Here is a 16,512-nt window from a genome sequence, read left to right as displayed (position 1 = left end):
GCGCGCTTCCGGTGGCGACTAGGCTCGATGCTATGCCTCAGAATGACGCCACCGACCTGCGCACGTACAGCTATCTGGGCCCACGCGGAACGTTTACCGAGGCAGCGCTTGCCCAGGTGGCCGAGGCTGAGGGGCAGATCTGGCGCAGCGTCAACAACGTCGGCGAGGCATTTTCGGATGTCGCGAACGGCGTCGCCGACGGTGCTGTCGTCGCGCTCGAGAACTCAATCGACGGCGGGGTCTCGGCGGCGCAGGACGCCCTGGCTACGACTCCGGGGCTGCGGATCATGGGCGAGTACCTCGTTCCCGTCGACTTCAACGTCGTCGCACGTGCCGGAACAACGCTCGATCAGGTCACGCACCTCAACGGGCATCCGGTCGCCTACGCCCAGTGCCGGCGGTGGATCGAGACGCATCTGCCCGGTCACACGCACATTCCCTCGACGAGCAACGTCGCGGCGGCGGCCAACCTTCTCGAGAGCGACGTCGCTGACGCCGCGATCGCGCCGCCCACGATCACAGACCATTACGATCTCGAGATCCTCGCGGAGCACATCGGTGACAACATCAACGCCGTCACACGTTTCGTGCTCGTGACGATGTCGCGCAGCATCCCTGACCCCACCGGCGCCGACAAAACGAGCTTCGTCGCCGAGCTTCCCGTCGACCAGCCGGGTGCGCTTCTCGACATGCTCGAGCAGCTGTCCACGCGCGGGGTCAACATGTCGATGATCCAGTCGCGGCCCATCGGCGATGAGCTGGGCCGGTACCGCTTCGTCATCGACATCGACGGGCACATTCGAGACGAGCGGGTGGCGGATGCTCTCATGGGCATCCATCGCTTTAGCCCGCGCGTCACGTTCCTCGGCTCGTACCCGCGAGCAGACAAGGCACCCGTGCGCTTCGACGCCCGCTATGACGACGATGTGTACATCGAGGCCCGCGACTGGCTGCGCGGCCTGATCTCGGGTGAGCCGAATCCCGAGGGCTGACGCTTTTCACGGTAGCGACCCGGCAACCACGAGTGAGCGAAGGAGCTGACCATGCCTGAGACGAAACCCGACTTCGATCCGCGGTTCGATCCTCGATTCCAGCCGGGCTACGATCCGGCGGTGCATGCCGAGTCAGAACATCGTCCGCGCCACTCGTCGGCGCAGATGAGCGCGGAGCGGGATTCGGGCACTGAGCGCGACTCTGGCGCGGAGCAGGACGCACGGTCATCCGTGCCCGTCTTCGACGCGGAGCACCTCGCGCATGGGGGAGCGCTCGACCAACAGGAGCATGAGACACCGGATGCTGCGAAGACGCCGCCTCGCAGTGAGGCCGCGCTGCTGTTGCGCAACCCGTTCCTGTGGATCATCCTCGTGCTCAGCGTCGCTCTGCTTGTGTGGTCGTGGACGTCCTACGAGTCTGCTGTCGCAACGTCGACGAATCTCTTCTCGAGCAGCTTCGGCGATGACGAGCAGACCCAGGCCGAGTACACGAAGTCCCAGTTCATCCTGGGGTTTGCGCCGTTCTGCATTGCCGTGGGACTTCTCGCTCTGAGCGGCATCGGATTCTTCGCTGCGGCAACGTGGCGACGCGATCAGGTCGCCGCGCGATGACCTCGAGAATCTCACGACGAGCTCTTGTCGTGACTGTCGTCGGCGTGCTCCTACTCGTCGGCGGAGCAGTGTTCGTGTCTCAGGGACTGGCACAGAGATACGTGGGTGCACACTCATCGCTCACCGTTCATCAGCAGCCGCACCCAAACGACCTCAACGAGTACACGTACTACTCCTTCTCCGGGGGAAATGGCCTGACCATCGACGACAACATCACGTACATCATGGACGACATCGTCGCCCTGACACTCGCCGACGCCGAAGCGAGCGGGTCTTTCCAAGTACCCCATCTCGATGTTTACGTTCAAGAGCACGGCGTCGTCGCCGTCTCGGGCGAGATGCCCAACTTCTGGAAACTTGCAAGCGGGGGCGTCGCCCGGCCATGGGCGCCGCACGCGTACATGATTCCGGCGTTCGCGGGCGGAACTGTCACGTTCGCCGGGCTGTTCTGGCTGGCCACGCGCTGGCACCTGACAGCATCCGCTCATCGGCGTGAGATTGACGAAACACCGCTGTAACAGCGAAACTGTGTCTGGCCCCACGAAAGGTCGTACCCTCTGTCCCGGTGCTCTGCGCGCCGCCATCCCGCATGCGCGTGCTCGCCGGACGAGCATCAGCCGGCGTTGTCTGACGCTTTCGACGAATCACACAGAAAGACCGCATGTGACGAATTCCACCGTCAATGACTACCTCAGCTCTGTTTACGAGACTGCTGTCGCGCGCAACGCCAGCGAGCCCGAGTTCCACCAGGCACTGCACGAAGTGCTGGAGTCGATCGCGCCCGCGCTGATTGAGCACCCGGAGTTCATCGAGGCAGGCATTCTTGAGAGACTTGTCGAGCCGGAGCGCCAAGTGATGTTCCGTGTGCCGTGGACGGACGACGCCAATCGGGTTCACGTGAATCGCGGGTTCCGCGTGCAGTTCAACTCGGCACTCGGACCGTACAAGGGTGGGCTGCGCTTTCACTCGTCTGTGAACCTCTCGATCATCAAGTTCCTCGGCTTCGAGCAGATCTTCAAGAACGCGCTCACCGGTCAGGGCATCGGCGGCGGCAAGGGCGGAAGCGACTTCGACCCGCACGGAAAGTCGGACTCCGAGGTCATGCGCTTCTGCCAGGCGTTCATGGACGAGCTGTACCACCACATCGGTGAGTACACGGATGTTCCCGCGGGCGACATTGGCGTCGGAGGGCGTGAGATCGGCTACATGTTCGGACGATTCCGCCGGCTGACGAACCGCCACGAGTCGGGCGTGCTCACGGGCAAGGGCCTTGGCTGGGGCGGCGCGCAGGTGCGCACCGAAGCCACGGGATACGGTGCCGTGTTCTTCGCTGAGGAGATGCTCGCCGTCAAGGGCGAAGGCATCGACGGGCGCACGGCGATCGTATCTGGCGCCGGTAACGTCGCGACGTACGCGATCGAGAAGGTGCAGCAGCTGGGCGGCACCGCCATCACAGCATCCGACTCGTCTGGCTACATCGTCGACGAGGACGGCGTCGACGTTGATCTGCTGAAGCAGATCAAGGAGGTCGAGCGCCTGCGCATCTCGGAGTACGCCGCGCGCAAGACATCTGCTCGATTCATCGAGGGTGGCTCGGTGTGGGACGTGAAGGGCGACATCGCCCTTCCGAGCGCCACGCAGAACGAGCTGAGCCTTGCGGACGCTGAGACACTGATCAAGAACGGTGTCGTTGCCGTGTCTGAGGGTGCGAACATGCCGACGCAGCCTGACGCCGTTCACGCCTTCCAGAAGGCGGGAGTTCTGTTCGGGCCGGGCAAGGCCGCGAACGCGGGCGGCGTGGCGACGAGTGCCCTCGAGATGACGCAGAACGCGTCGCGTGAGCGCTGGTCGTTCGATGACAGCGAGCGCCGTCTGCACGACATCATGCGCAACGTGCACCGCTCGGCGTACGAAGCGGCCGAGCGCTACGGACACCCCGGTGACTACGTGGTTGGTGCCAACACATCGGCATTCGTGCAGGTCGCGAGCGCGATGCTCGCGCAGGGCGTCATCTAGCAGCCCACCGCGACAACCCACCCACAACGCGTGCCAGGTGGTGCGTCTTCCGCGATCGGGAGGCAGCACCCCTGGCACGCGTTTCGCGCGCATTCGGTGAGCTCGTTGACATACGCGCAGGTCGCCCCTCGGGGGCCGTGAATGGCATCGCGTGTTCAGCAACGACCTCAGATTATGATTACAGTATGTAATAATGAGGTAGTGTAATGATTGTGGAACCCACAATCCTCGACCGACTTCTCGGCATCAGTGCGCTTTTTCAGAGAGACACCGCACGTTCGTTCGACGGCACCTCGCTCACTGAGACGCGAGTGCATGCTCTGTGGGTTCTGCAGAACGAAGGCGCCGCAACGCAGCAGACTCTGGCGGCTGCACTTTCGGTGACACCCAGAAGCGTCTCCGCCCTCATTGACGCGCTCGAATCGACGGGCTACGTCGAACGGCAGCCGCACCCGGACGATCGGCGCGCGGTGCTTGTCGTTCTCACGGAGCAGGCGGCGACGATGATGGCGCGGATGCAGCGCGACCACGCCGCGCTGACGACCGAGCTTTTGTCGGCAGTTGACGAGGCGGATCGCGCGGCATTCGAGCGTGGAGTCAATGCCGTGTACGAACGCCTCGCCGACCTTGTGGACGGCGAACCTGTGACCTACATCGATCTCGAAGCACGACCCGAGGAGAGGAGAGAGGTCGGATGAGCACGTCGGCGCGCGAGGCCACAAGCCCGCCCCGCCCGCGGTGGTGGCACTATGTTGCGAATCTTGCAATCCGTGCGGTACGCGTCGAGTTGCGCATCTATGAGAGCCTGGGGCGTGCGATCGCCCGACGTCCGGCGATTGCCGCCGGAGCACGCGGGTTCCTCTATCATCGCCCGGTTCTCACGATTCTCATCATCTTCATCGTCATCTCCGCCATTGAGATCCCCGTCGTGGATGCGATCGTGCATCGGTGGCTTCCCGTGCGCATCGGCTTCCTGATCCTCGGTATCTGGGGCGTCACATGGATGATCGGGTTGCTCTGCGCGTACTTTATGCGCCCGCACACCGTCGGCCCGGACGGCATTCGCGTGCGCGAGGGTCTCGAACTTGATATTCCTGTGGCGTGGAGTGACATCGCATCGGTGGAGATCCTCCACACGACGCAGGATGAAGATAAGCGTCGCGTCTTCGATGAGGGCGATGAGTGGGTCTGCGCGGTGCGCATCGGCCATGACACGAACCTTCAAATCGAGTTCGAGCGGCCCCTCGAGATCCGCTTACCCGGTCTCGAGCCACGCGGCGGCATTCACACGGTGACAAAACTGCGCTTCTGGGCGGATGATCCGCGTGGCCTCATCGCTGAAGGTCGGAAACACATCAACGCTTCGGATGCACCATCACCGTCAGCGCGCCCGGATCGACCGTGAAGCGCGTCGCCGACGTCGTGCCGATCTCGTCACCGTCGAGCTCAAGCTCTTGAGCATCGTCCGGTTTCACCGTCACCATGGCCGAACGCAGATAGGTCACCGTGCTGTCGCGGCCTTCGGAAGCCTTCAGGATGCGGCGCCCAATGCTCGACCGGCGCAGCACGCCGTTCTCCCACCGCACCTTGCGCCACACCTGCAGCCAGCCGAGAACGCCCTTCGGCTGCAGCACGGCGAGATCGAGCTTTCCATCGTCGATCTTCGCATCGGGCAGCAGCTCGATTCCGGCGGGCAGCGTGCCGCAGTTCGCGACGAGGATCGTGCTGACATGGGCGCTGTGCGGCGTGGATTCTGCCAGCTGGTAGCGAATGCGAAACGGCTTCAGGCCCGCGACCGAGCGCACGACAGCATCCGCGTATGCCAGCCACCCCACCGACTTCTTCAAGTCGTCGTTGGTGTTCGCGATCATCTGCGCGTCGATACCCATGCCGGCCATCACGAGAAAGACATATTCATTCGTGCCGTCGTCTGCCCGCACCTCGGCGATGCCCATGTCGATTGAGCGCTGCGTGCCCGTGTAGGCGACAGTCATCGAGTGCTTGAGATTGTTGAGCGGGAGGTCGAGGTTGCGCGCGAGGAGGTTGCCGGTGCCGGCAGGCACGATGGCAAGAGGGATGCCGCTGGAGCGCAGACCCTCAGCAACGCTCCGCACGGTGCCGTCGCCCCCGGCGGCGACGACGAGCGAAGCTCCGGCGGCCACAGCATCCCGTGCCATCGAGACGCCCGGGTCGTCGACAGTGGTCTCAACAAAGCGTGGTTCAGCCCACCCGTGCTCGGCCGCGCCCGCCGTGAAGACCTGCTTCAGCTTGGCAGCATCCAGCTTGACCGGGTTATACACGACTGCCGCGAATCTCTCGCCTTCGACGCTCATAGCAGAAACCTACCCGGTTCCGCTTAGACTTAGCCTGTGATTGATCCCGTACTTCTGCGCGAAAACCCTGACCTCATCCGACGCTCGCAGGAGGCGCGTGGGTCCCGTGTCGACCTGGTCGACGAGGCGATCGACGCGGATGCTGCCCGGCGACGCGCGATCGGCAGCTACGAAGAGCTGCGCGCCGAGCAGAACGCCTTCAGCAAGAAGGTAGCCACGGCGCCGAAGGACGAGAAGAAGTCGCTGATCGCCGAGGTGCAGCAGCTGGCCGCACGCGTGAAAGACGCGCAGCGTGAGGCGAACGAAGCCGAGGAGGCATTCACGACTGTCGCGCAGGCGATTGAGAACGTGATCGTCGACGGCGTTCCCTCCGGCGGCGAAGAGGACTTCTCGCTGCTGCGCACCGAGGGCGAGAAACCGACGTTCAGCTTCGCCCCGCGTGACCACCTGGAAATCGGCGAGACCCTCGATGCCATCGACATGGCGCGCGGCACCAAGGTCTCGGGAGCACGCTTCTACTACCTCAAGGGAATCGGCGCACGGCTCGAGATCGCGCTCATGAACCTCGGGCTCGACCGCGCCCTTGCATCCGGGTTCACGCCGCTCATCACGCCGACGCTCGTGAAGCCCGAGATCATGGCCGGCACAGGTTTCCTCGGCGAGCACGACGCCGAGGTGTACAAACTCGAAGCCGACGACCTGTATCTGACCGGAACGAGCGAGGTGGCGCTCGCCGGCTATCACGCTGACGAGATCATCGACATCTCCAACGGGCCACTGCGCTATGCGGGCTGGTCCACCTGCTACCGCCGCGAAGCCGGATCACACGGCAAAGACACGCGCGGGATCATTCGCGTGCACCAGTTCAACAAGCTCGAGATGTTCGTCTACACCGACCCCGCCGAGGCCGAGGCCGAGCACGAGCGTCTGCTTGCCTGGCAAGAGGGGATGCTGCAGAGCCTGGGCCTGAGCTATCGGGTCATCGACACCGCGGCCGGCGATCTGGGTTCGAGCGCAGCCCGCAAGTTCGATGTCGAGGCCTGGGTTCCCACGCAAGAGGCATACCGCGAGCTGACGTCGACGTCGAACTGCACGACGTTCCAGGCGCGCCGGCTCAACACGCGGCATCGCACGGATTCGGGCAAAACGGCTCCGGTCGCGACGCTCAACGGAACACTCGCGACGACGCGCTGGCTCGTCGCTCTGCTCGAGACGCACCAGCGTGCGGATGGCTCCGTCGTGATCCCCGAGGTGCTGCGCCCCTACCTGGGCGGACTCGAGGTCGCGGAGCCCGTGGCGTGACGGCGGTTTCGAAGCTCGTCGCGCTCGACGTCGACGGGACCGTGCTGCACGAAGACGGCGACGTGTCGCCTGCCGTGCGGGACGCCGTGGCGGCAGCATCCGACGCCGGTCATGCGCTCATGCTCGCCACCGGGCGCAGCTGGGATGCCACAGAGCCGGTGATGACGCAGCTCGGCATCGTCAGCGACTACGTCGTGTGCGCGAATGGCGCTGTGATCATGAAGCGCGTCGACGGCGGCTACATCCGGCACCACGTTGAGACGTTCGACCCCACCGAGGTACTGAGGCTGATCCATAACCACCTCGATGACGGGCGCTACCTGGTCGAATATCCCGACGGCGACCGCCGCTACACCGAGGGGATGACGGACTGGAACCTCGACGGCGCCGAGATGGTGGAGTTCGAGCAGCTGCTTGAGAAGCCTGTATCGCGCGTTGTCGTCGTCTCGCCTGGCCACGATGAGCAGGAATTCCTGAAGGCTGTGGAAGACATGGGTCTGCATCGCGTGACCTACGCGATCGGGTGGACGGCATGGCTCGACATTGCCCCGTTCGGCGTCAACAAGTCGACGGCACTCGAACACGTGCGGTCGTGGCTGGGCATCGACCGAGCACACGTCGTCGCGGTCGGAGACGGTCGCAATGACATCGAGATGCTGCGCTGGGCCGGGCAGGCTGGTTGCGGCGTCGCCATGGGGCAGGCACCCGATGAAGTGAAGGATGCCGCGACATCCGTCACCGCTGATGTCACGTCCGACGGTGTCGTCCCCGTGCTCGCGTCGCTCTAGCGGCATCCTCGAATCGTTCTCGTGCGGCAGGTCAGGTAGAATCGTTCGCGCCGTCTTTCAGGCGGCGAGGAGGGCTGTCCGAGCGGCCGATGGAGCTGGTCTTGAAAACCAGTGGGCAGAAATGTCTCGTGGGTTCGAATCCCACGCCCTCCGCCAATTTCTCGCTCTGCGGGGCAGCTCATCGGGAAGTTTTCGGCGCTTCCCGAGCCTGCTTCTACCTGATTTTCAGGCACCTGTGCGTAAAATCAGTGGTTGAGAATGTCAGCTGTTCCCCTGACCACGGGTTGACCAGCGACTTCTGACGTTCTGGCCACTGTGAGAGGACACCTTTTGGCGCGACGAGTTGCCCCCGTTGCGCGCCACGGCAAGCTGCCACGGCGCAGCGCCTGGTCGACCCTCGGTAAGTTCGTGGCATCGAGCCTTGCCGTGCTGCTGGTGAGCGCTTCTGCTGTCGTCGCCTGGGCAGTCACGGATGTCGTGCAGACGGCCCCCGAGGGAGTGACCCTCGCCGGTGAAACCCCCGGCCAGGTCATTCCTGACATCAACTCGATCGAGGGCGGTGCGAACATCCTGGTGATCGGCAGCGACAGTCGCGAGGGGCAGGGCGACGGCTATGGCCAGCACGAGACGGCCACTCTCAACGACGTGACGATGCTCGTTCACATTGCCGAGGACCACAGCAACGCGACAGTCGTGAGCTTTCCCCGCGACATGTACGTTCCGATTCCGTCGTGCCCGAAGGTCGATGAAGACGGCAAGCCGACGGGTGAGTACCACTACGCGATGAGCAGTCAGAAGATCAACACCTCGCTGTCCTATGGCGGCATGGCCTGCACTGTGCTCACGGTCGAGGCGCTCACCGGTCTCGATATTCAGTACGCAGCCATGGTGCAGTTCAATGGCGTCATCGCCCTGTCGAACGCCATCGGGGGCGTCGAGGTCTGCTTGGCGCAGTCGATCAAGGACCCGAAGACCGATCTCGACCTACCCGCAGGCAACGTGTCTCTGAAGGGGAAAGACGCACTGCAGTTCCTGCGCACGCGCCACGGCGTGAGCGATGGTTCTGACCTCGGCCGCATCAGCAACCAGCAGCTGTTCCTCTCAGCTCTGGTGCGCGACCTCAAGTCAGCAGAGACACTCACGAATCCGGTCAAGCTGTACAGCATCGCGAAAGTCGCAAGCGCGAATGTGACGTTCTCGCAGAGTCTCAACAACATCAACACCATGGTGGGGCTAGCAAAGTCGGTGTCCGAGATTCCGACAGACAAGATCACGTTCGTGCAGTACCCGAACTACTACCAGGGAGATGGCGTCGCCCCGCTCACCTCTGACGCCGAGACGCTGATGGATGCCATCAAGGCTGACAAGAACCTCTCGGTCACCGGGGGAACGGGCGGTTCGATTCCGAAGGACGGCGAAACGGACGGAACGGAGCCTCCGGAGACGACGGAACCGACCGAAACGCCCGATCCCGACGCAACGGACGAGACCGATGACGGCACGGTTGAACTGCCGGATTCGATTCACGGACAGAACGCCTCAGAGGTGACCTGTGCCGACGGTAACGGCAGGTAAATCGGATGCTGTGAGCGGCAGCATCCGCGTGATTCGCCGCTGACGCTCTCACCCGTTATGATTGAACCCGCGCTCCTTGTGGGCGCCTGGAGACGTCGCATAGTCCGGTCGAGTGCACCACCCTGCTAAGGTGGAGTCCCCGTTTAGGGGACCGAGGGTTCAAATCCCTCCGTCTCCGCCAGAAAACCCTGGTCGTAGTATGTTTGTGTCGGGCCTTGAACGCGCTGTCCTGTTACGACCGGGGCTATGGTCGCCGTGCCTCGATCAGATGGCGTGTCGAGTGGGCAATGAATCGGCCGTCCTCCTGAATGAGGTTGTGCAGATCCCGCAGCCGTTCACCGTACTTCTCAACGCTGAAGTCCGGAACCCACCAGATCACCTTGCGCAGCAGGTAGACGACGGCGGCCACATCATAGATCTCGATGCGCAGCCGCGCTGTACGCAGATCGACGATCTCCAACCCGGCGGCGCGTGCCGCGGCGACCTCGACCTTCGGGTCGCGTGCTCGCCGAGCCTCCGGCTGGGGGCCGAGGAAGAACTCGATCAGCTCGAAGACGCTTGCCGGCCCGACGTGCTGTGCGAAATACGTGCCACCGTGCTGAAGGACGCGAGCGATCTCCGTCCACCAGATCGTTGCCGGGTGCCGGCTGGAGACCAACTCGAACGCCTCGTCGGCAAAGGGAAGCGGCGGTTCGTCAGGGTCTGAAACGACGGCGACCCCTCGCGGGTGAAGCACCCGCGTTGCACGCGCGATGTTCGGGCTCCAGGATTCCGTAGCAACGGCGGTCGGGGGCAGCACTGGCGCCTCGGCGAGGACTTCGCCCCCTCCCGTCTGAATATCGAGGGAGGACGCAACTCTGCTCAGCTTCTGCGCCAGCATCCGGGAATAGCCCCACGCTGGCCTCTCCTCAATGGCGCGTCCGTCAAGCCATGAGAAGTCCCACCCCGACACGTCTGCTGCCTGCCCACACGCAATGAGCTCAGCATATGAATCTGTCATGTCGACCCTTCGTCGTCCACACGGAATCGGGTACTGAGATCGTAGTGGCTCGGATCGTCATGGCAGTGAGTCCACGCAGCCGATGAAAGGAATCGTCACGCTTACTGACAATTGCTTGTCGCATGCAGGTCGGACACGTAGTGTGAGACCACTACTCACAAAGGGGGCCTTATATGGGTTTCGGAGACAAGATCAGCAACGCTGCCGAAGACGCTAAGGGCAAGGCCAAGGAGAAGATTGGCGACGCCACGGACAACGAGGACCTCGAGAATGAGGGTCGCGCTGACCAGGCGAGCGCCACAGCCAAGAAGGTCGGCGAAAACGTCAAGGATGCCGCTGAGAACGCCAAGCAGGGCGCGAAAGATCTTTTCGACAAGTAACGTGCTGCCTCTGGCATGAATGTTGCCCCCGCGAATCTTCGCGGGGGCAACGTCGTTAAGTGGCCATGGGAATGGCGGCGACGAGAACAGCACATGTGAGTTGTCTCAGCATCGCGGCCAACTCTGAGCAGAGCACGTATCGTCACGAGAAGCAGCACCATTCGAGGTCAAGAAGGTGAGCACAATGCCGGGACGAAAGAACTCGAGCCTCAAGAATCCTGAGATGTACGAAGAGATGCGCAAAGACGGCGCGTCGAAAGAGAAGGCTGCACGCATCTCGAACGCGGCGGCTTCCGAAGGACGGTCACGCGTCGGTAAGCGCGGCGGAAAAGCCGGAGACTACGAGGACTGGACCGTCGACGAGCTGAAATCGCGCGCGAAAGAACTCGGAGTCAGCGGATACTCGGGCAAACGCAAGGCAGAGGTCATCAGGATGCTGCGGAATCACTGACCCGACAGCACGACGGCGCCGATGACCACCGGCGCCGCATGCTGCGGGGCTGTCGTCACGCCACGAGGAGGATGCCGAACGCTGCCGCGACGTAGAAGATCGTGACACCGAGAATGAAGACGCGTTCTGAGAGCCCGAACACGTGCTGACGCAGCGGCTGTATGACGAGGGCCGCGACGAGCGCGATGAGCGCCACGAGCGTGATCGTCGACACGACCGAGAGTGTGGCGCCCAGCGCAGCGGGCGCCAGCGGCGTGAGAAGACGCGTGAGGTTGCCCATGCACGCATAGCTCAGCGCGAACCAGGCGATTGCCGCGAGAAGGTGCAGTCGGCCGATGGTTGTCGTCTTCTGGCCCTCGAGATCGGTCGGAAGAAACGGCAGGACGATGAAGATCACCGCCAATGCGAGGATGCAGACGGTGACGCCTGTCAGGTCGCTCCACGTCGGAAGGCCCGTGAGGAGCGTGCCAGCGAGGGCCAGCCACATCGCGCCTGTCGTCCACGTCATAACCGAACTCAGTGCACGTGTGCGCCCCACAGCGTAGTCGCTCACCGCGTGCCTGATTGGGCTGTACTCGTTGGGTACGAGGTGCAGCGCAATGAACATCGCGAGGCGTGCAATTCCCAGAGCAATAGTGGCACTGGCGAGGACGGCGGTCATGGGCATCTCCTTGAGATCGACCTGGATGGTGGATAAGAGGTCAGCGGAACGTGCGGACCTCGTCGTGAAGTGCACGAATCGTTGCGGCAAGACCCGCGGGGTCAACGCCGATGGCCCGAGCATTGTCGTCGAGCGACGTGCCCAGTTCGCGTGAGCAGCGGCGGACGAGCTCAGCTCCGTCATTCGTGACGCGGAGCCGGCGGACATTTCCGCTGCCGGCCTCCGCAGCATCATCGATCAGACCGTGGGTGAGCAGCGATCTCACGATGCCGCTTCCCGCGGCTTCGGTGACGCCGAGGGCGCCAGAGAGGTCGCGACCGGTGAGACCCGGGTGTTCGGAGACGATCACGAGCGCCACGTAGCGGTTGAAGTTGAGCCCGTGCGGACGCAGGATCTTCTCGGCCATCCGGTCGAGTGTGCGAACCAGGTCGTGCAGTTCGTATGCGAGATCCATATGACTAACTTAAGACCTTAAGTTACTAATGCGCAAGTTCTCTCTCGACCCTCACAAGCGTGCAGGGAAGGAGCTGGGATGACATGGCGGTGCCGTTCGCGGCTGGCGATGCGCGTGACGGGTGTCAGGCAGCATCCGCTCAGCGCGTGGTGACGATCGCGTTGACGATGTCGACGGCCGCACGCGAGATCTGGTGGCGCGCGTCGTTGTCGTCGATTGTCGGGGTGCCGTCGCCCCGCTGCGTGCCGTAGTCACCGAACTGAGCGTGCGAAGCGCCGTGGATCTCGACAAATTCGGTGCCGTCGGGAAGATCCGGTCGTGATGCCGCGATCTTATTCGGCGTCGACAAACCGTCACGAGTGCCGAAGACGGACAGAGCAACGATGTCTGCGTCGCTGATATCTGAGGCGGGGTAGGACGCGAAGAGAATCAGACCGGACACGGTGCGCTCTGTCGCCGCGAGCTGGGCCGCAACAGTTCCGCCGAGGGAATGCCCGCCGATCACCCATTCGTCAATGAGCGGATGCGCCGAGCGCGTCGCGTCGAAAGCCCTGAGCGCGAGAAAGGCGATGCCAAGAGGCTGCTTGGCAATCACGACCGTGGTTCCGGACTCCGCAACGGGCCGGAGGGTCGCCGCATAGGCGCGCGCGTCGACCAAAGCACCGGGCTGGAAGAACAGTCCGACGCGCTCGTCTCCGTCGGCCGGGATGAACGTGATTGAGGTCGCCGTTTCTGTCACTGTCACGTCAGGGCTCGACGTCATCGCCGTGAGTGAAGGATCCGTCGCCGAGTGCGGTCGAAGCCAGCCCACGACCGCGATTCCAACGATGGCAAGGGTCACGGTGATGATTCTGCCGGCCATTCGCCACCGTCCGCGGCGGTGGTCTCGCGTGCCTGCAGAGATGAGCACGCCGATCGACAGCAGGGTCGTCAGAGCCAGCAGCACTGCGTACGCTGGGTGCCCGTGCGTAATGCCGCCCCAGCCCGTCGCGCATGCCCACACGACGACGGCAAGTGCTCCGAGCGCGCACACCCGTGAGATGCGTCCCGTGGTGCGTTTGGGATCAGGGGTGTGATGCGCGCGCATAGGACAAATCTACGCGGACGTCAGCTGGTGCGCTGCTGCCGACTCGAGTCATTCATGCTCAGTGCGAAGAAGTCGGTCAGCTCGTCCGTCGCCTGCAGTGGCAGCACGTGTGCAACGTATTGGTCGGGCCGCACGACGACGACGGCGCCGTCACGTGAGATGCCGCGCTCGTCGAAGATGTCGTCGCCCTCGAGCGCCCCGTAGACCTTCTCGTAGTCGACAAGCTGGAACGGTCCGCCGTGCGGCAGGAAGATCGTCGGAACGTCGCCCAGGTCGATGCCATCGAGCTTCTGCTGGTAGATGACCTTCACATCGAAGAGACTGTCGATGTCGTCGCCCTCTGGCGTGAACCGGGTCACGGGGGAATTGTCGCCGTCCAGCATCCATGTCGCCCAGGCGGAGAGAGCGGATGCCTCGCCCGGCCCCGCAGCATCCGCGAACGCATAGATGCGCCAGCGCCCATCTGCGCGGGCATGATGACCGAGGTGAACCGGGTTGGTGTCGCAGACGCGAACGGCCCGTGCCGATTTGAAGCGCTTTCCGATCGGGAACCCGGTCGCGAGCTCCTGATGCTCGCCCCCACCGGTGATCATCGACGGCCGGTACTGCGTCATGAACCCGGCAGGGAACTCGGCAGTGGCTGTGTAGAAGTCACTGAGCTCCTTCGGGTTCTCGAATTCCTCTGGCTTTTTCGCCATCATCGTCGACCATTCCTTGTCGAAGTCGATGAGGTTCTGCGCGATCTCCTGCCGTTCGCCCGAGTAGGTGCGCAAGAGGCTCTCCGGACTGCGTCCCGTGAGCACCTGCCCCAGCTTCCAGCCGATGTTGAAGCCGTCCTGCATCGACACGTTCATGCCCTGCCCCGCCTTCGCGCTGTGCGTGTGGCAGGCGTCACCGGCGATGAAGACGCGCGGGTCTACGGCATCCGTGTCGTCGGTGGGAACATCGTCGAATTTGTCGGTCACGCGGTGGCCCACTTCGTACACGCTCCACCAGGCGACGTTGCGCACCTCGAGCGTGTACGGCTGCAGAATCTCGTTCGCCTTGGCAATGATCGTCTCGATCGGGGTGGAGCGCACCTCGTGATGGTCGTCGGCTCCGACCTCGCCGAGATCGACGTACCAGCGCGCCAGATAGCCGCCCTCGCGGGGGATGAGCAGGATGCTGCCGAATTCGGACTGGATGGCACACTTGGTGCGGACGTCGGGGAAGTCGGTTTCGGTGAGCACGTCCATAACGCCCCACGCGTGAAATGCCTGGTCGCCGTCCAGCGTGCGGCCGATGGACTCACGCACCGCACTGCGGGCGCCGTCGCAGCCGACAACATACTTCGCGCGTATCGTGCGCGTGCTTCCCTGGTGTGGTCCGGCCGTGTGTCGCACGGTCACCTCGACGGGATGCTCGCCCTCGTCGTGGATGGTGAGCCCGACGAACTCGTATCCGTAGTCGGGCTGGATGCGACCGGGGCCATTCTTCGCGCTCGCCGCGAAGTAGTCGAGAACACGTGCCTGATTGACGATGAGGTGCGGGAACTCGCTGATGCCGTTCGGGTCGTCGATCTCGCGACCAGAGCGGATGATTTTCGTCACGTCATCCGGGTTCGGCGACCAGAAGTTCATCGAGGTGATCTGGTATGCCTCGGCCGTGATCGCCTCGGCAAAGCCGAAGGCCTGGAAGGTCTCGACGCTGCGCGCCTGAATGCCGTCGGCCTGGCCGATCTCGAGACGCCCGGGGCGGCGCTCGATGAGTCGTGTCGTGACGGTTGGGTACTGCGAGAGCTGCGCCGCAAGGAGCATCCCGGCCGGGCCCGATCCGACGATCAGAACGTCTGTTGTGTCGGGAAGATCGGCGGGGCGATCAACGCCCCTGCCAGCCGCAGGCTGTACACGGGGGTCGCCTGACACGTATCCGTGGTGGTGAAACTGCATCGTCTGTGATCCTTCCCCTGACTGCGTCGTCGAGGTTTCTTCGCGCACCGGGTGGCCGATTGGTCACCGTCTGTGTTCTACTATTGAACACGATGTTCTACTATCAGATAATGGTACGTGTCGTGACGAGCGCGGTGCAAGTGAGCGCGCGTGCGGATGTGCCGGGAGAGCACGACACACAGAGGGGGCGGATGCTGTGAGCGACACCGCACAGGAACAGCGACGTGCGTCCTCGGCGGGAGCCGCGTCGCAGACGTTGAGCCGTGGCATCCGAATTCTCGAGACGCTGGCAGAGGCCGCCTCTCCCTTGAGCATCGACGAGGTCGCCGCCGCGCTCGGTGTGCACCGGTCGAATGCTTACCGGCTCGTGCGCACGCTCGAAGAACATGGTCTCGTCAGTCGCGACTCCTCCGGTCGGCTCGTGCTTGGTGCGCGGATGGCGTCGCTTGCCGCGAGCGTGTCGCATGACCTGCAGGCCGAGGCCCTTCCAGAGCTCACGGCGGTGGCCAATGATCTCGGAATGACCTGCTTTCTCGCCGTCCTCGACCACGACCAGTGCACGACACTCGCGAGCATCGAGCCGCGACACGCGATCGCCTCAGTGGCGCAGCGCCCCGGCGCGAGCCACCCCGTGACGGCGGGAGCGCCGGGCAAAGCGATCATCGCGCAGCTCCCGCGGGCGGACTGGCCCGCAGGGATGTCCGACGCGCTGCTGAGCGAAGTCGGCCAGGTCGTGGCGCACGGCTTTGCCACGAGTCACAACGAAGTGATCCCCAGCGTGCAGTCGGTCGCGGTGCCCTTGGCGCTCCGCGGGCGGCAACCAGCGGCGATCGCCGTCGTTCACGTCGCACCGGTTCTCGACGTCGAAGCCATAGCGACGCGACTGCATCGATCTGCGGCCGCGATCAGCGCCGCGCTCGGCGGCTGAAGGCC

General features: G+C 63.8%; 18 protein-coding genes and 2 tRNA genes. 14 read left to right on the top strand and 6 right to left on the bottom strand.

Features of this window, described 5'->3' with window-relative positions:
• Nucleotides 1–32 precede the first annotated feature (32 nt).
• From pheA to OK352_RS00930, 6 genes are all read left to right on the top strand, one after another.
• Complete coding sequence (pheA, locus tag OK352_RS00955; RefSeq protein WP_265139515.1) at nt 33–992, top strand: prephenate dehydratase; 960 nt, start codon at nt 33–35, stop codon at nt 990–992.
• A gap of 51 nt (nt 993–1,043) precedes the next feature.
• Complete coding sequence (locus OK352_RS00950; protein ID WP_265139514.1) at nt 1,044–1,604, top strand: hypothetical protein; 561 nt, start codon at nt 1,044–1,046, stop codon at nt 1,602–1,604.
• Nucleotides 1,601–2,122 carry a hypothetical protein gene (locus OK352_RS00945; protein ID WP_265139513.1) on the top strand — a complete coding sequence of 174 codons (522 nt, stop codon included), beginning with the start codon at nt 1,601–1,603 and terminating at the stop codon, nt 2,120–2,122. The genes OK352_RS00950 and OK352_RS00945 overlap by 4 nt, the downstream gene beginning before the upstream one ends.
• Nucleotides 2,123–2,267: 145 nt before the next feature.
• Nucleotides 2,268–3,620: an NADP-specific glutamate dehydrogenase gene (gene gdhA, locus OK352_RS00940; RefSeq protein WP_265139512.1), complete on the top strand. Its 1,353-nt coding sequence runs from the start codon at nt 2,268–2,270 to the stop codon at nt 3,618–3,620.
• Nucleotides 3,621–3,832: 212 nt separating this feature from the next.
• Entirely contained in the window at nt 3,833–4,318 is a 486-nt protein-coding gene (locus tag OK352_RS00935) for a MarR family winged helix-turn-helix transcriptional regulator (protein WP_265139511.1), read from the top strand.
• Entirely contained in the window at nt 4,315–5,025 is a 711-nt protein-coding gene (locus OK352_RS00930; protein WP_265139510.1) for a hypothetical protein, read from the top strand. The genes OK352_RS00935 and OK352_RS00930 overlap by 4 nt, the downstream gene beginning before the upstream one ends.
• Here OK352_RS00930 and OK352_RS00925 read toward each other — a convergent pair.
• A complete protein-coding gene (locus OK352_RS00925; protein ID WP_265139509.1) occupies nt 4,976–5,953 on the bottom strand; it encodes a diacylglycerol/lipid kinase family protein in 978 nt (325 codons plus the stop codon). The two genes, OK352_RS00930 and OK352_RS00925, sit on opposite strands and share 50 nt — an antisense overlap.
• A 36-nt stretch (nt 5,954–5,989) precedes the next feature.
• On the opposite strand from OK352_RS00925, the gene serS reads away from it, so the two are divergent.
• The 5 genes from serS to OK352_RS00900 all read left to right on the top strand — a co-directional run bounded on the left by serS (nt 5,990) and on the right by OK352_RS00900 (nt 9,799).
• Nucleotides 5,990–7,255, top strand: coding sequence for a serine--tRNA ligase (gene serS, locus OK352_RS00920; RefSeq protein ID WP_265139508.1), 1,266 nt, complete (start codon nt 5,990–5,992; stop codon nt 7,253–7,255).
• Entirely contained in the window at nt 7,252–8,043 is a 792-nt protein-coding gene (locus tag OK352_RS00915) for an HAD family hydrolase (protein WP_265139507.1), read from the top strand. Before serS ends, OK352_RS00915 begins: the two co-directional genes overlap by 4 nt.
• A 68-nt stretch (nt 8,044–8,111) precedes the next feature.
• A tRNA-Ser gene (locus tag OK352_RS00910) sits at nt 8,112–8,199 on the top strand.
• Between the two features lie 174 nt (nt 8,200–8,373).
• Nucleotides 8,374–9,618 carry an LCP family protein gene (locus OK352_RS00905; RefSeq protein ID WP_265139506.1) on the top strand — a complete coding sequence of 415 codons (1,245 nt, stop codon included), beginning with the start codon at nt 8,374–8,376 and terminating at the stop codon, nt 9,616–9,618.
• Between the two features lie 88 nt (nt 9,619–9,706).
• A tRNA-Ser gene (locus OK352_RS00900) sits at nt 9,707–9,799 on the top strand.
• Nucleotides 9,800–9,862: 63 nt separating this feature from the next.
• Here the strand turns inward: OK352_RS00900 and OK352_RS00895 are convergent.
• Nucleotides 9,863–10,618: a class I SAM-dependent methyltransferase gene (locus OK352_RS00895; RefSeq protein ID WP_265139505.1), complete on the bottom strand. Its 756-nt coding sequence runs from the start codon at nt 10,616–10,618 to the stop codon at nt 9,863–9,865.
• 173 nt (nt 10,619–10,791) lie between these two features.
• Between OK352_RS00895 and OK352_RS00890 the strand changes: the two genes are divergently transcribed.
• Both OK352_RS00890 and OK352_RS00885 read left to right on the top strand, forming a co-directional pair.
• On the top strand, nt 10,792–10,998 hold the full coding sequence (locus OK352_RS00890; RefSeq protein ID WP_265139504.1) for a CsbD family protein: 207 nt from the start codon (nt 10,792–10,794) through the stop codon (nt 10,996–10,998).
• 184 nt (nt 10,999–11,182) lie between these two features.
• A complete protein-coding gene (locus OK352_RS00885) occupies nt 11,183–11,449 on the top strand; it encodes a Rho termination factor N-terminal domain-containing protein (RefSeq protein WP_265139503.1) in 267 nt (88 codons plus the stop codon).
• Nucleotides 11,450–11,504: 55 nt separating this feature from the next.
• Here OK352_RS00885 and OK352_RS00880 read toward each other — a convergent pair whose 3' ends face one another.
• From OK352_RS00880 to OK352_RS00865, 4 genes are all read right to left on the bottom strand, one after another.
• Nucleotides 11,505–12,110, bottom strand: coding sequence for a DUF998 domain-containing protein (locus OK352_RS00880; RefSeq protein WP_265139502.1), 606 nt, complete (start codon nt 12,108–12,110; stop codon nt 11,505–11,507).
• Between the two features lie 40 nt (nt 12,111–12,150).
• The gene (locus OK352_RS00875) at nt 12,151–12,564 is read right to left on the bottom strand and encodes a MarR family winged helix-turn-helix transcriptional regulator (RefSeq protein WP_265139501.1); all 414 of its coding nucleotides are present in this window, start codon (nt 12,562–12,564) and stop codon (nt 12,151–12,153) included.
• A gap of 139 nt (nt 12,565–12,703) precedes the next feature.
• Nucleotides 12,704–13,651 carry an alpha/beta hydrolase gene (locus OK352_RS00870; protein WP_265139500.1) on the bottom strand — a complete coding sequence of 316 codons (948 nt, stop codon included), beginning with the start codon at nt 13,649–13,651 and terminating at the stop codon, nt 12,704–12,706.
• Nucleotides 13,652–13,671: 20 nt separating this feature from the next.
• Nucleotides 13,672–15,579: an FAD-binding monooxygenase gene (locus OK352_RS00865; protein ID WP_265139499.1), complete on the bottom strand. Its 1,908-nt coding sequence runs from the start codon at nt 15,577–15,579 to the stop codon at nt 13,672–13,674.
• A gap of 196 nt (nt 15,580–15,775) precedes the next feature.
• Here OK352_RS00865 and OK352_RS00860 point away from each other — a divergent pair, with 196 nt between their 5' ends.
• A complete protein-coding gene (locus OK352_RS00860) occupies nt 15,776–16,507 on the top strand; it encodes an IclR family transcriptional regulator (protein WP_265139498.1) in 732 nt (243 codons plus the stop codon).
• The last annotated feature ends 5 nt before the right edge of the window (nt 16,508–16,512 follow it).

The organism is Microbacterium sp. MPKO10 (genome assembly GCF_026107415.2).
In the GTDB taxonomy this organism is placed as follows: domain Bacteria; phylum Actinomycetota; class Actinomycetes; order Actinomycetales; family Microbacteriaceae; genus Paramicrobacterium.
The sequence above is the reverse complement of the archived record's forward strand: the minus strand, read 5'-3'. Positions and strand labels throughout refer to the sequence as shown.